The sequence below is a fragment of the Rheinheimera sp. B2H12 genome, from assembly GCF_059620065.1.
On the sequence record NZ_CM184363.1, the window covers coordinates 3,376,391 to 3,389,931 of the forward strand.

The 13,541-nt window shown below is 52.8% G+C and carries 14 protein-coding genes; all 14 read left to right on the forward strand.

Going from position 1 to position 13,541, the window contains the following annotated elements; all coding sequences use genetic code 11:
• Positions 1-62 precede the first annotated feature (62 nt).
• The 14 genes from AC53GJ_RS14560 to AC53GJ_RS14625 all read left to right on the forward strand — a co-directional run bounded on the left by AC53GJ_RS14560 (position 63) and on the right by AC53GJ_RS14625 (position 13,539).
• Positions 63-1,349, forward strand: a complete 1,287-nt coding sequence (locus tag AC53GJ_RS14560) for a hypothetical protein (protein WP_496728709.1) — start codon at positions 63-65, stop codon at positions 1,347-1,349.
• Between the two features lie 80 nt (positions 1,350-1,429).
• Entirely contained in the window at positions 1,430-2,539 is a 1,110-nt protein-coding gene (locus tag AC53GJ_RS14565; protein ID WP_496728711.1) for a hypothetical protein, read from the forward strand.
• Positions 2,540-2,541: 2 nt separating this feature from the next.
• Positions 2,542-2,913, forward strand: a complete 372-nt coding sequence (locus AC53GJ_RS14570) for a hypothetical protein (protein ID WP_496728712.1) — start codon at positions 2,542-2,544, stop codon at positions 2,911-2,913.
• An 11-nt stretch (positions 2,914-2,924) separates the two neighbouring features.
• Positions 2,925-3,851: a phage capsid protein gene (locus AC53GJ_RS14575; protein ID WP_496728713.1), complete on the forward strand. Its 927-nt coding sequence runs from the start codon at positions 2,925-2,927 to the stop codon at positions 3,849-3,851.
• Positions 3,851-4,315 carry a hypothetical protein gene (locus AC53GJ_RS14580; RefSeq protein ID WP_496728714.1) on the forward strand — a complete coding sequence of 155 codons (465 nt, stop codon included), beginning with the start codon at positions 3,851-3,853 and terminating at the stop codon, positions 4,313-4,315. The genes AC53GJ_RS14575 and AC53GJ_RS14580 overlap by 1 nt, the downstream gene beginning before the upstream one ends.
• A complete protein-coding gene (locus AC53GJ_RS14585) occupies positions 4,315-4,737 on the forward strand; it encodes a phage virion morphogenesis protein (RefSeq protein ID WP_496728715.1) in 423 nt (140 codons plus the stop codon). The genes AC53GJ_RS14580 and AC53GJ_RS14585 overlap by 1 nt, the downstream gene beginning before the upstream one ends.
• Positions 4,734-5,192, forward strand: a complete 459-nt coding sequence (locus tag AC53GJ_RS14590) for a phage tail terminator protein (protein WP_496728716.1) — start codon at positions 4,734-4,736, stop codon at positions 5,190-5,192. Before AC53GJ_RS14585 ends, AC53GJ_RS14590 begins: the two co-directional genes overlap by 4 nt.
• On the forward strand, positions 5,189-5,356 hold the full coding sequence (locus AC53GJ_RS14595; RefSeq protein ID WP_496728717.1) for a hypothetical protein: 168 nt from the start codon (positions 5,189-5,191) through the stop codon (positions 5,354-5,356). The genes AC53GJ_RS14590 and AC53GJ_RS14595 overlap by 4 nt, the downstream gene beginning before the upstream one ends.
• The gene (locus AC53GJ_RS14600; RefSeq protein WP_496728719.1) at positions 5,343-6,233 is read left to right on the forward strand and encodes a hypothetical protein; all 891 of its coding nucleotides are present in this window, start codon (positions 5,343-5,345) and stop codon (positions 6,231-6,233) included. The genes AC53GJ_RS14595 and AC53GJ_RS14600 overlap by 14 nt, the downstream gene beginning before the upstream one ends.
• 6 nt (positions 6,234-6,239) lie before the next feature.
• Positions 6,240-6,563 carry a hypothetical protein gene (locus AC53GJ_RS14605; RefSeq protein ID WP_496728720.1) on the forward strand — a complete coding sequence of 108 codons (324 nt, stop codon included), beginning with the start codon at positions 6,240-6,242 and terminating at the stop codon, positions 6,561-6,563.
• Between the two features lie 5 nt (positions 6,564-6,568).
• Entirely contained in the window at positions 6,569-6,928 is a 360-nt protein-coding gene (locus AC53GJ_RS14610; RefSeq protein WP_496727845.1) for a hypothetical protein, read from the forward strand.
• Entirely contained in the window at positions 6,885-9,830 is a 2,946-nt protein-coding gene (locus tag AC53GJ_RS14615; RefSeq protein WP_496728722.1) for a tape measure protein, read from the forward strand. Before AC53GJ_RS14610 ends, AC53GJ_RS14615 begins: the two co-directional genes overlap by 44 nt.
• Positions 9,830-10,282: a hypothetical protein gene (locus AC53GJ_RS14620; RefSeq protein ID WP_496728723.1), complete on the forward strand. Its 453-nt coding sequence runs from the start codon at positions 9,830-9,832 to the stop codon at positions 10,280-10,282. Before AC53GJ_RS14615 ends, AC53GJ_RS14620 begins: the two co-directional genes overlap by 1 nt.
• Positions 10,279-13,539: a hypothetical protein gene (locus AC53GJ_RS14625; RefSeq protein ID WP_496728725.1), complete on the forward strand. Its 3,261-nt coding sequence runs from the start codon at positions 10,279-10,281 to the stop codon at positions 13,537-13,539. The genes AC53GJ_RS14620 and AC53GJ_RS14625 overlap by 4 nt, the downstream gene beginning before the upstream one ends.
• Positions 13,540-13,541 lie beyond the last annotated feature (2 nt).

A 13,541-nucleotide genomic window follows, 5' to 3' on the forward strand; every position in this document is an offset into this window, starting at 1 on the left:
CTTTTAAAGCTTTGTAAAACTTTATTTGTCTCTATACAGACTCTGTGGGGAGCGTACAAAAAATGACTAATACAGATAAAAGCACCATGCAACCATCTACTCACAACACAATGACAAATGAACACGTTTTAAAATGCGTCGTAAATTTATACCAATCATTCGGGCGAGATATATGCCTGTCAGGTGGAGCCCTTTATACAGAATCTAAAGTAATCCTCAATGAGCAACAAACAGAATTACTCAAGTTGCTATTCAAGAATAAATCACAGTTTAGAACTTTTACGCTTGATATTGATTACAGTGGAGTCACTGATGCAGAAGATATTCATCAAGGTGACGAATGCACCGATTTAAAAATAAGATGCCCTGCCGGAATGTTTTTTTTTCGTAACTCGGCTGAGTTATTAGAAAGCAGTTCTGTATACTTGCTGCAAGGAAGTACGCTCCCAGAGTTTTTCTACCTGACTGATATTGGTTACATCAGCACCAGTAGTAAGCCACTACCTAAATTGGTAAAGTTAAAAGCAATACTCCAATGGGTTGAGTATCTTAAAAGCATCTCAGACATTTCGCGAAATACAAGTGATGGTGTTTGTTTATACTTTTTGGCGCATAGCGGCAGTGCTGATGACTCAAACAAAGCAATCGAGATTAATCTGTCGAACATCGAAAAGTTGTGTGTTTTACCTTACATTTCAGAATTGGAAGATGTGAAAAATTTCATAAGCAAATCTGAGTATGGTGATTTTCAAAAAATGTTTTTTCAATTGGCCATCGTCGAAATATTAAAATCGGCTGGAATAGATAACTGTAAACAAAAAGACCAGTCCGAGCTGCTTTTTAACAATCTTGAAAATATAAAAAATGCCTTTTATGAACACAGTGAAGACTTTGTTAAAGCCCAGGCGCGCTTTAACATGAATAGCCTAACCTGGGAAAAATGGCATCCAGTCATTCTTGCAGTCATTGCTGTTGCTGCATGGTGTTCTTTTAACCCCACGTTCTCTTTTGGAAATAATGACCTTTTGAACGCAACACTGAACCTCAGTGCCATTCTGACCGGCTTTTTGGCAACAGCAAAAGCTTTATTAATCACCCTCGATACGCCTGTTATGCAGCGTATCTCAGAGGCTGGCTATATTAAGGAATTGGCTAACTACATGAGCAACGGCATTCACTTTAGTTTTGCTCTTTGCTTGCTGACACTTGTTGGTTATTTCTTGCCGAAAAATAAGCCAGAATGGTTTATCTGGGGATGGATATTTTTGTGTGTTGCATCAAGCTTGGCTTTTTTGCGCGTAACTCGCGTCCTGGTGAAGTTACTTGCCCGTAAACGGACGGAATTCTAACTCCACTGTAAAGTAATTTCCGTCTAACCTAATTTCCAAACCAAAGCATGCTAACCCCAGTCAACTAACTGGGGCTAGCAATGTCTTCCAAAAAACCCAAAAATACCAAATTCGACTGGTTCGAAATTTTCCGTGCTGGCAAGCACACGGACAGCAAAGGCAAAGAGGCTGAGTTTAGCGCGGCCGATTTGCAGTCTGTGGTTAGCAATTTCAAACCCAAAACAGCGCCACTGGTGATTGGCCATCCTGACCAAAACGACCCGGCTTGGGGTTGGGCTGCTGAGCTGAAAATTGAAGGCGACAAGCTGTTTGCCCGCGCTGATGATGTGGCAGTTGATTTTGCCGATGCCGTCGAATCAAAACGCTTTCCTAACCGCTCTGTGCGCCTGGTGAAGACCGCCAACGGCTATGAGCTTGGCCATATTGGCTTTTTGGGTGCTAAACCGCCTGCTGTTGGCGGTATGCAGTGGCAATTCAATGCAGCTGATGCAGAAGCCGTCAGCTTTGAATTCGCCCTGGATGACCAAATCAAATCGCTGACTATTGATACCGGCAACGCTGTGGTGACGCTGTTTCGCAAGCTGAAGTCGTTTTTCATCGAGCGCCATGGCGCTGAGGCTGCCGACAACATGCTGCCAGATTGGCAGATTGACGGCCTAGCCGGTCAGGCGGCTGTTGCTGCAGAAGAAATGTGGAAAGAGCGCTCAGCGGCCAGCCAGACCGAATTTAATGCAGCCCTTAGTGCCAAGGATGTCGAATTACAAGCCGCCCGGACAGAGCTGGAGCAGCTACGCCAGGCCAGCAAAACACTGTCGTTTGCGGCGGCCCTGACTGAGGCACAACAGTTTGTCGCAGAGCTTAACAGCGGCACAGCACCGCGTTTAACTAAAACAGACGGCGTTGCCGATTTTCTGGCGCACCTGAGCAGCCAGGATGCCACGTTTGATTTTGCTGCTGCAGATGGCACCACTCAGCAAAGCAACCAAGCCGCTTGGTTTAAAGACTTTTTAAAGTCCTTACCCGAGCAAACCACTCTGACCCAACCCTTTGACAAGAAAACACCGGTGGAACTGGACGCGCCCGCGATGGCGAAGCTTGCCAGCGATTACCAGCAGTCCCAAAAAGCCCAGGGCATTAGCATCACCATAAGCGGTGCCATGGAACATATCAAACAGCAACAAAAGGTTTAAGCATGAACCCTATTCGCAATTACGAAATTGCCGCGCCCATCACCAAGGGCCGGATTGTGGCTTACACGGCGGTAGAACGTCAGGTCGAAAAAGCCAATACCACTGCTAAGTCCATCTGTGGTGTGACGGATCAGGAGTCAACCAACAACGGCCGCATTGATGTGATCAAGTGTGGCCCGGCGCTGGTTGAGTTCGGTGGATCAATTGATGTCGGTGACATCCTTGTAACCGACGCCGAAGGGCGCGCAGTGGAATTGAACAAAGCGCCACTTGCCGAAGATGCCACCTGTTGGATCCTCGGTGTGGCAGAAGAAACCGGCGTGCTCGGCTCATTCGGCATCGTGTACGTCAACCCGCATATCATTGTGAAATAAGGATTTAGCAGATGTCTAACGGCGTACCATTTACCCCAAATATTGAGCAAGCAGCGATTGCCATCGCCTATCGCAATCGAGCCATGATTGCAGACCAGGTGTGCCCTCGGGCACCGGTCGGTTTAATGCAATTTAAGTACATGGAGTTTGATCCGGCAGAAACCATGACCACAGTGAATACGAATGTTGGTCGTAAATCGTCACCCAACCAGGTTGAGTTCAGTGCCAAAGAAAAGACTGAATCTGTTTCAGATCAGGGTCTAACTGATGTGGTGCCCGGCGATGATATCAAGAACGCTCCTGCGAACTACAACCCGTTGAACCACGCAGTGGAGTCCATCACAGACTTAATTGAACTTGGTCGTGAAGTTCGGGTCGCTCAACTGTTCAGCACTCCAGGGAATTATGGTTATAAGCAATCGCTGACTGCAAACGGCTTTAAAAAAATCACTGATCCTGACTGCAATATCTTTGCACTACTGACAGAAATGTTAGAGCGCCCATTGATGCGTCCGAATTCGATGGTGCTGAACTCATTTGTCGCCACCAAAATCCGCATGAATCCGTCATTGATTAAAGGTTTTAATGGCTCTGTGGCAGATACAGGCATGGTGCCGTGGCAATACATCAAAGATGTCTTTGAGCTGGAGAATATTTATGTTGGCCAGGCACGTGTTAACACCAAAAAGAAAGGCCAAGAAATGGAGCTTGCCAACACTTGGGGCAACTTCATCAGTCTGCCTTACATCGATCCGCTGGCCAACACCAACAACAACCGGATGACCTTTGCACTGACCGCACAATATGGCGACCGTATTTCAGGCAACCGGGATGTGTCTGCTGGTATTCGCGGCGGCGTGGAAGTGATGGTCGGTGAGTCGGTCAAAGAGCTGATCATCGCGAAACAAGCGGCCATCCTGCTGACGGACGTTGTGTAATGCTGACCGCCCAGCGATTTATCGACAAAGTGGGCATCAACCTGCTGGTTCAGTACGCCTCCGGGCGTCTGGCCACGCCAGGGCAATTTATCACTGTGCAGGATGTGCAGCTGGCGCTGATTGACCAGGCGCAGACGGAATTGCAGGAGTCGATTGCGAACTGGTATCAGGTGTCGCTGGTGCATGTGCAGTCGGTGGTGACGGGCTATATCAGCCGGTTTAGCGTGACCAGCGATGAACTTGCACAAAGCCTGGTGCCAGGGCTGGCGATTGATTTGCTGCAGTATGAACTGTGCCCGAATCCATCCGAAGAGCTTATTCGGCGGCGTGATTACGCCACGGCACGCCTGAAGGATATTGAAAAAGGCGTGATTAAGCTGACTGAGCATGATCCTGCCAGAGTGCCAACCACGGGCCTTAAAACAGTCCGCGCTGGCAGTCGGTTTGACTGGAACGGTTATTAATGGCCTGGGTGTTTGTTGGGATCAGCGGTGATGCCATTGATGGCCTTAAAGCCCTGGCGGCGCGCACCGGAAGCGCCCGCGATGTGCTGGATGACATCGGGGCGTTTTTGGACAGTGATGTCCAACTGCGGTTTTTGCAGGAGCAGGCACCGGATGGCACCCGCTGGGAGCAATCTGCCGCAGCTGAAGAGCGCGGCGGCTTAACCCTGACAGACACCCGGCAACTGGCCAGCAGTGTGACGCACAGCGCCACGGATGATGAGTTAATCCACGGTATGGGTGAGAAATACTCCGCTATCCACCACTTTGGCGGCAGGACTGGCCGCAATAAGTCGGTGACGCTGCCAGCCCGGTCCATGATTGGTATCGCGCTGATGCAGCGGGAAGAAATCGACAACATTGTGAAGGATTGGCTGGTATGAATTCCCAACACGCAAGTTTTAACCTGGATTTAAACGCCATTGAACAGCGGTTAAAACAGGATTTAAACGGCCAGGCGCATGTCGGCTTTGCTTCGGACTTTAACGCTGTCAGAAGCCAGGGCGTGCAAATGCCGACGCTGTTTGTGCTGGCGCTGGATGAAGACTACAAGGCCGCTGATGAAGTCACCTGCGAAATCACCCTCAAACTTAACGAGCTGTTTGCCGTGATGATTGTACTGCCGGTGATGGTCGGCAATGCTAATTCTGATTTGCAAATCAAAAACCTGCGCGGTCTGGTGCGCCAAAGCCTAACTGGTTTAGTGCCAGCAGGCTGGTCGCCTATTTTGCCGCACCGGGGCCGCCTGGTGGAGCTAAACCGCGACACCAACAACCTGATTTACCAGGCGCAGTTTATGACCGAGCGCCTGATTGACGTGACCACGAGGCCGCTATGAGCAAACCCAAATCGCAAGACAAACCAGAAGCGCTGACTGCAGATGAAGTGATCGCCCTGGCGCAGCAAACCGGCGAGATTTTAGAGGGTGTGATTGACGCACAGCGCTATCAACCCAAAAACGAGCAACCAAATACGGGAGAACCCGACGATGTGGCGATTTAAAGACAAAACGCTTTTGATGGCGAGCATGGGCGCAACGCTGGCCGTTGCCCATGCCATCTATGCGCTCGATGTTGAGTTTAGTATCGAACATGAGTCCGAAAACGAGCGACCGGCCAGCAATTACAGTGGCGCAGAGCTGCAGACGTTTTATGGCCATCATGTCAGCCTGAACTTTAAAACCCCGCTGGCCATTAGCGGCGTGGCAGGCACAGCACCTGTCACCAGCCCCCTGTGGCTGGCTTGCGGCTTTGCCCAGGTATCTGACGCAACCAAGGTGGTGTATAGCCGGGGCGCGGCCACTCCTGCGGTGGCCAGCTTTATCTTCGGCAAGCACACCCACGCCATTACCGGGCTTAAAGGCAACTTTAGCCTGGCGTTTGAAAAAGGCCGCCCGATGGTGCAGTGGCAGTTTAAAGGCGTCTTTGCGCCGCCCACGGCCAGCGCAGCAGCATTACAGCCGAACTGGGATAACTGGAAAAAGCCCGATGTACTGGGGCCGGAATATGGCAGCAGCTTTAAGCTCAATAACATCGCCATGACGCTGCATAAATTGAGCGTGGACGCGGGTAATAAGGTCATTTATGACCGCACTATCACAAGCTCCGCCATCGAAATCACCGGCCACGAAAGCAAAGGCCAGTTGACTGTGACTGCCACCGAACTGGCCACCTTTAACCCCTTTACCCTCGCTGGCGAAGTGGTGCCGTTTGAGTTTAAGCACGGCTCTGCGGCGGGTAAAAAAATCACCATTAGCGGCCGCTTGCAGCTGCCGGTGCCCAAATACGCCAACCTTAGCAGCGAGCTAACAGGCTATGAGCTGGAGGGAAATTTAATCCCGCTGGTTGGCAACGATGAACTGAAAATCACCTTTGAGTAATAACAGATGAAACTGAAATTTTTAGAAAAACTGGCAAATTACCAGATTAAAAAGCCGATTGAATTCACCTATCACGGCACACTGATTAAATTCACGGCCCACATTAAGCTGGTGAAAACGGACGAACTGCAACAGCTCACCAGCACCGGTGCCAGCGATGCGCAAACCGTACGGGAGCTGTTATTGGGCTGGGAAGGTTTTCAAGATGACGGCCAGGAAGTCACTTTTGATGCCGACACCTTAAACGAGCTTTTGGAATACGGCGGCATCGCCGGACGCCTGGCGGTGGAAGTCGTCAACGCCCAGTACGAGGTGCGCGAAAAAAACTAGCCCAGGTGGCCGCCTGGTATGTCGGTGAAGCCCCAAGCGAAGCCGACAGTGACCTTGCCCAGTTTATGGATAAAGCCGGGCTGCCACCCCCGCCACCGGTTGAAAAAGTAGCCCTGTTATTGCCGGAACTGGAGACCACTGTAAAGTCATTTACTGCCGTGACCACACAGTTTTTAAGAGATAAAGACAACATCGAAATCGCCCTGAATTATCAGGCGGCCGATGTTGCCTGGAGATACCTCGGGCTGACATTGCTGCCCCGCGATTTTGACAACATCCAGCGCATTGAGCGCTATGTATTAAGTCTGATCCGGGACAGCAATGAGCAACCTGAATTTACTGCTGAAATTACGCTACGACGGTAAAGAAGTCAGCTCTGGTGCCAACCAGAGCGTGGCTGATTTGCGGCGTATTGAGCAGCAAACCCGCACCCAAATTAGCACTAATCAGCAAGCGGCCAGCTCAGTCAACACCATCACCAGCGGTTATCACGCCATGGCCGCCGCCATGGGCACGGTGGTCGGCATCGGCACCGCGCAGAAGATTGTTAACGATACCGCGAGCGCCCAGCTGCTTGAGCAGCGGATGAAAAGCTTATCCGGCTCAGCGGCCGAGTATGCGGCTAACCAGGAATATCTGTTCGCCACCGCCGATAAGCTCAATACCAGCTACACCTCCCTGGCCGAATCCTTTACCAGCATGCTGAACCTACAGCGCGCCGGAACTGTCACCATGGCCGAAGGTAAGGCCATCACTGAAGGCTTAACCAACGCATCAAAAGCCCTCGGCGCATCGGATAACCAACTGGCGCTGAGCTTGTATGGTTTAAACCAGGCGTTATCCAGTGGCGTGCTGCAAACGGATGAATTAAACCAGGTTATGGATCCACTGCCTGGCTTATTGGGCGAGCTGGATAAGCAAGTCGCCAAAACCGGCATGACATTCCGGCAACTGACCGGCACGGGCATGATCACCTCGGCCATGTTCAAACAGTATTTGGTTGGCGCATTAGAAACCTACGAAGGTGCCGCAGAGCGCACTGAAGGCACTATTTCCGCGTCCTTTGCTGAGATGGGCAATGCCTATCAGAAGCTTATTCGCGAATACGAAAAAGAAGTGAACTTTGGCGTGGTGGCAGTGGCGGGTGTGCTGACCAGCAGCATGAATGCCCTGCGGGAAAACCAAACCCTGGTCGAAGGCTTAACCCTGTCCGCCTCTGCACTTGCATTAGTGTTATCAGGCCGTTTGGTAGGCGGCCTGAGTATGGCAACAGCCACAAAAATCAGAGACATCCAGGCCACCCGCGCCCAGCAGCTTGCCGAGCGCGAGAAACTGGCGGCCGTGGCGCAAGCGGCGACGGTTGAACATGCCCGCGCCCTGCAAATGCGTGATTATTATCAGTACACCCTCAAAGTCGCGCAGTCTGACCATTTACGTGGCGTGGCTATCACCAACCTGGCTGCGGCCAACCAACGCGCTATTGCAACCCAGCAGGCACTGAACCAGGCAACAGCCAACTATGAAGTGGTGGCCAATAAAGCCACTTTGGCCGCCAGGGCGCTGAAAAATGTCACGGCACTGGTCGGTGGTTTGCCGGGCGTGATCACCATCGCCGGTATGGCGTTGTTATCCTTTGCCGGTGATGCAGATACGGCCGCTGCCAGTATTAGTGGCCTCGATGATCGCGTCACCTCATTGCAGTTTGGGCTGGATAGTTTGGGACCCAAAGGTCGGCTGCAGCGTTTGGAAGAAATGAACACGCTGATGGCGACCATGGGCAATGAATCCAAAGCCCTGGAAGCGCAGCTTAAACAAACCCAAGCCCAGCTTGAGAACGGGTTTAAAATCAAACAAAACCCAGCGTATCAGCTCAACAAGCTGGTGGTGCCCCTCACCACCGCTGAAAAATCCTTGCTGGAAAAGCAGATCACAGAGCTGGACGCACAACTTGAACAAAAGCAAATGAGCCTGGCAGCGCTTAAACTCGATGCCGAGCGCCTGACCAAACCACTTAAACCCAGTGACAACAAAGGCGCACCGGCAAACAACGGTCCTCGCCCGTTGCCAACCAATATCCAGGAGCTGCAACGCGAATTACTGGGCGAAGAAGCCAAAATCAAAGACAGCTACCAGCGCCGCCGCGATATGGTGGCGATGTCGATGGCCAGTGACACTGCAAATAAACAAAAATACACCCAGTTGCTCAAAGCCATTGATGCGGCCGAAGCCAAAGAGCTGTCCGAGCAGCAACAAAAAGCCCTGAACGAAAAAATTCGCGCTGAAAATGAAGCCCGGCGCAAAATCGAACAGGACAAACAAGATGCCCATCAAACTGCCTTAGCAAGCGCTAAAGGCTTTGCCAGCCGTGAAGCCGCCGAAAGCTATGCCAATGCACTTGCAGTTGAACAGGCCAAACTGCAAGGCACGCTGGATGCACAGCGCCGCGCCAGTAAAGGCATTGCGCCCAATGACGAGCTTGGCGAACTTCGCTATGACAGCGAAACCGAAAAACTGCGGATGGCGCGGGAACAGCAACTGCTGTTAGAGCAAGGCTTTCAGAGTCAGCGCGAAGCCGATGCGGCAGCGCACGAAGAGCGCTTATTCCAAATCCGTGCGGAGAAAACCGGTCAGCTACGCGGCACTGTGGTGCAATTTGCCAACTTTGAGCGCAAGACCACCGCCGAAAAAACCGGTGCCATTCTGGAATTGGGTGAGCAAGGCTTTAAGGCCATGGCGAGCCAAAGCAAGACCGCCTTTAAAGCTTACAAAGCATTTTCGATTGGCCAGGCACTGATTAAGACTTATGAGTCGGCCACCGGCGCTTTTGCGGCTTTGGCCCCCATTCCAGTTATCGGCCCCGCTTTGGGTGCTGCCGCAGCAGCTGCAGCAGTCGCTATGGGGATGGGACAGGTACGGATGATCCAGCAACAACAGCCTGCCGGTATCGCGCACGGTGGTTTGGACTATGTGCCGTCAGAATCCACCTACGTACTGCAGCGCGGTGAGCGCGTGTTATCGCCACGCCAGAACGTCGAAATCAGCGATCGGGTGCGCCGTATTGATGAACGGTCACAATCTCAAGGCTCTGGTGGCAACGTCAATTTGACCGTGGTGGTCCACAGCCAGGGCAGCGTCAAAGCCAATGCGCAGATGGAGCAGCGCGGCGATAAAGATTACATCGTGAACCTGTTTTTATCCGATGTGCAAAACGGCGGTGAAATGGCCAGAACCCTTGAACAAACCTATCAACTTAAGAGGGCTAGCTAATGTGGCCCAGTGAACTACCGACCCCACAACGCGACGAATTTGCCCTGCAGCAGCGGCCTAATTTGGCCGTGACGCCGATGGACAGCGGCTATACCCGCACCCGCGCCAGGTTTCGCTCGGTGCCGACCCATGTGCCGGTGATTTATCGCTGTGAAGCCAGCAGAGCTGCGCTTTTTGAAGGCTTTGTGACCCACACGCTCAAAGGCGCAACGCTCACCTTTACCACACCGCTGTTGTTCCCAAGCGGCATGCAGCGGGTCAATGCCAGGTTCCTTAGTAACCCGTTAGAGCAAGCCAAGTTACTGGCCGGTGGCCAGTGGTGGGAATACCGCGCGACTTTAGAGATTGACCGCCCGGTGTTAAGCCCGGAAGACACCCAGTTTTTACTCGACAACGATATCGCGTCCTTAAACGGCGTGATTGATAAAATTAAAGGGGCCATTACCAAATGAGTTTAGCCGCAGCCGCCACCAGGTTTAATGCCATCACCGATGCCATCCGGTCGATGATGACCGCCTCCAGTAGCGCCGATGTCAATATTGAAGGCGTGCTGGTGCCGTCTTTACGCAAACAAATCGCCACGGAAACCGGCACCTTCTTGTTTGCCAAAACTGCTGAAGTGAACGCCTCTGCGCGCCTGGCAGCCAGCTATGCCCAAAGTGCAAGCTCAGCCCTGGCGCTGATGATGCAGGATAAAAACGCCATTGATGCGCTGGCCAGTGATATTCAGAACAAAAGCCGCCAAACCGCGACCCACGCGGCGACTGTGGCGAGCTTATCGGCTCTCACCACCGCTGCTGCGGCCGATATTGATGCCAAGCATGATGAGGTAACCGCCAAAACTGCGCAGGTCTTGTTTGCAGAGCGCAATGTCAACGCCAAAGCAGCCACAGTGGTCGCCGCTGAAGCCGCAACATCCAGCGCCCTGGCGCGGGTAATGGCTGATAAAACTGCGGCTACAGATGCGGCTATGCAAGCCAAAAGGGATGCGCAGCAAAGCACCGCAAATGCTGCGGCTGTCAGTGCCAATACGGCGCTCAGTAGTCTGATGCTCAATGAAGCGGCCGAGATTGCAGAAGGCGCACAACAAGCCGCGCGGGATGTGCTGGCCACCGGCGCCCAGGTGCGTATTGGCCAGACGCAGGTGGCGGTGACTCACTTGAACGTCACTGCGCTCAATCAATCGTTGCAGCAAAGGGATGCGGCCGCAGACACCTCAGCGCGCTTGCTCAATCTCAAAGCCAAAGCGGTTGAAACCTTATCGGTGCTTAATGCGCTCTTGCATAACGAAATAAAAGACACCGCCACGGACGCCCAAAATGCCGTGGGCGCAGCGGCGCATCACGCCAATATCGCGGACCAGTACCGCCAATCCATTCTGCACCACCGCGATGCGGTCAATGCCATTGCCGATGAAATGGCGCTGATTAAATCCAGTTTAAACACCCTTTCAACCGAGTTTACAGCGCAGGCGCAGCACGATATGACGGCGATGTCTGATTTGCTGATGCAGGCCCAAAACGCAGCGGCACTGGCTGTTCGGGTAGCCTTTGATACGTCGCCACTGCAAGAATTGCCCGCACCCGGCAAAGCACCACTGGCCGGTGGCGACAGCCAAATCGCGGAGCAGTGGCTGAACTGCGAAACAGCCTATAGCGCTTTTGTGGTGGGCTTTGCGAATCTGATGAGCGCACAGCTGCAGCTTAAAACCAAAGATGATTTACACAGCCAGGCATTGGCTGATTTTGTCTACCGCACCGACCGCGCTATTGCCCAGATTGACCGGCATTTAGAAAAAGTCCGCACCAGCAACAGTTTGCCGGAAGAGTATTTTCAGGGCTATCACGATGCCGGTAAATCGCATCGCTTGCCGGTTTTTAACATGATGGAGCGGGACTTTTTAGCCGAAGCTGCGCAGGAAGAAGGTTATGCCGAGTTTTTAAGAAGCCAGGGTGCCAGCGGTATCGTCAATACCCGGCAATATCAGGCCGACCGCACCTTTGAGCTTGGGTATCGCGTACATGATGTTAGTTATGCGGCACTCAATATCCACAACCACCCGAACTATAAAAGTCAGCCAGGCATGGCGGAAATCGCGGCCTGCATCAATGGCTATTACTTCAGAACGCGCCATATGGATTACGCCATGGCGTATCCCATCCAGGGCAAATACTTAGAGCGCGTGGCGCTCAATGCGCCCGATATTCCAACCGCCATTGCTGCACTGCCAACCGGCATCAACCCGGACGGCAGCATCAATTTTGCCAACACCCAGGCCGGGTATATGCGGGATGTGAAAACAGCCAACCCGCAGGACTGCCAATGGCACCTGGCCTATTTAGAGTGTTGGCTAGAGCAGTCCGAAGATGATTCACTGGACGATCCCGCCGATTCATTCCGCCATGCCAATGATGCCAAAGGCTATCGCGAGATGTTCGACAAAGGCCGTTTCTTAAACGCCAGCGGCCATAAAAACCGCCTGGAAAACCTCAGCTATCAGCCCTTCACGGTGCGATATGTTGACGCTCAAGGCGTGCCACGTTTTGGCACCCTGCAGTACCGCATCAACAGCTATCCGGTCGGTGATTTACGCGCCCTGGGCGGCGCTGAGCAATCGCCGCGCTTTGTGGTCGGTAACAGCAACAGCCATTACCACAGCCTGGAAGTGGTGCTCACCAGCGCCCAAATGACCTCCATTAAATCCGGCACCGCACTGGAGCTGACCACAAGCAACGACTTTGGCCACACGCACCAGGTCCGCGTCACCTGGGACGGCACGCAGTACCAGGCACTGGACCTGCACGCGGGCCATCAGCACCCGGTAGCCGTTATTGCTGACAGCAATGGCCGTTTACCCTACAACGAAGCCAAAGCGGTGGCGGGCACCATTGATAACACCAATAGATTTAAGTTGGTAAGGGATTTAAGAAGCCGCGCCCATCAAAGCAGCTGGGCCAATTTAGCCAAAAGCCGGATGGCCCGCTTTGAGTGCGTCGACCTGCTGGCCCTTTGCGAAAAGTTACCCGGCCTTGAAGGTGACGGTGCAGTTTTGGAAGAAAGCTACACCCAGTATGGCCTCAATGATGTGCTGGACAGCCACACCGGCTCAGGCCGGTTAAATGCGGCGCGTTATAACCGTCGCTATAAGTTCAACCGGGGTGATGCGTCAGGCCGTGTTGCGGCGAACCGGGGCTTTAATGACCCCACACTTTTTGTCGCAAAAACCAGCCACCCGCGCGTGGTCGGTGGTTTTAGCTGGATGATCCCGTTAGAGCTCATTCTGAGAACGCCAAGAGAAAACTGGAACCCCTACAACCTACCCACCGGCGATTATGCGTTACTCAAAGCCGAAGAAGCCGCAGGCCATGGCACCCAGGCCAAGCCTTTTAGCGGCACGCATCCGCTGCACTTTTACTATGGCACGCCGGTTGGCGTGGTGGCTGAAGTGCCGGGACAAGTCGATCCGGCAGACACGGCCAATACCGCCTGGGTCAAAGACGCAAACGGCACACCGCGCCAGGTGCTGGGCAATGGCATTCGCGTGCAGGACGTCGACGGCATGCGCCAGCGCTTTCCGATTTATCCGCTTTTTAGCGATCACGGTTACAACCAGACCCAGCAACATTGGCTTCGCAAAACCCTCACCGATTTACTGAAAAAAGCCGCTGCTGGCACGTTAACGGCAGCTGATATTGATAACAACCTTTAGGA

What these genes read in the sequence shown, in the direction of transcription:
- AC53GJ_RS14560 (WP_496728709.1), top strand. Translation starts at nt 63, where the DNA reads ATGACTAATACAGATAAAAGCACCATGCAACCATCTACTCACAACACA.
- AC53GJ_RS14565 (WP_496728711.1), top strand. Translation starts at nt 1,430, where the DNA reads ATGTCTTCCAAAAAACCCAAAAATACCAAATTCGACTGGTTCGAAATT.
- AC53GJ_RS14570 (WP_496728712.1), top strand. Translation starts at nt 2,542, where the DNA reads ATGAACCCTATTCGCAATTACGAAATTGCCGCGCCCATCACCAAGGGC.
- AC53GJ_RS14575 (WP_496728713.1), top strand. Translation starts at nt 2,925, where the DNA reads ATGTCTAACGGCGTACCATTTACCCCAAATATTGAGCAAGCAGCGATT.
- AC53GJ_RS14580 (WP_496728714.1), top strand. Translation starts at nt 3,851, where the DNA reads ATGCTGACCGCCCAGCGATTTATCGACAAAGTGGGCATCAACCTGCTG.
- AC53GJ_RS14585 (WP_496728715.1), top strand. Translation starts at nt 4,315, where the DNA reads ATGGCCTGGGTGTTTGTTGGGATCAGCGGTGATGCCATTGATGGCCTT.
- AC53GJ_RS14590 (WP_496728716.1), top strand. Translation starts at nt 4,734, where the DNA reads ATGAATTCCCAACACGCAAGTTTTAACCTGGATTTAAACGCCATTGAA.
- AC53GJ_RS14595 (WP_496728717.1), top strand. Translation starts at nt 5,189, where the DNA reads ATGAGCAAACCCAAATCGCAAGACAAACCAGAAGCGCTGACTGCAGAT.
- AC53GJ_RS14600 (WP_496728719.1), top strand. Translation starts at nt 5,343, where the DNA reads ATGTGGCGATTTAAAGACAAAACGCTTTTGATGGCGAGCATGGGCGCA.
- AC53GJ_RS14605 (WP_496728720.1), top strand. Translation starts at nt 6,240, where the DNA reads ATGAAACTGAAATTTTTAGAAAAACTGGCAAATTACCAGATTAAAAAG.
- AC53GJ_RS14615 (WP_496728722.1), top strand. Translation starts at nt 6,885, where the DNA reads ATGAGCAACCTGAATTTACTGCTGAAATTACGCTACGACGGTAAAGAA.
- AC53GJ_RS14620 (WP_496728723.1), top strand. Translation starts at nt 9,830, where the DNA reads ATGTGGCCCAGTGAACTACCGACCCCACAACGCGACGAATTTGCCCTG.
- AC53GJ_RS14625 (WP_496728725.1), top strand. Translation starts at nt 10,279, where the DNA reads ATGAGTTTAGCCGCAGCCGCCACCAGGTTTAATGCCATCACCGATGCC.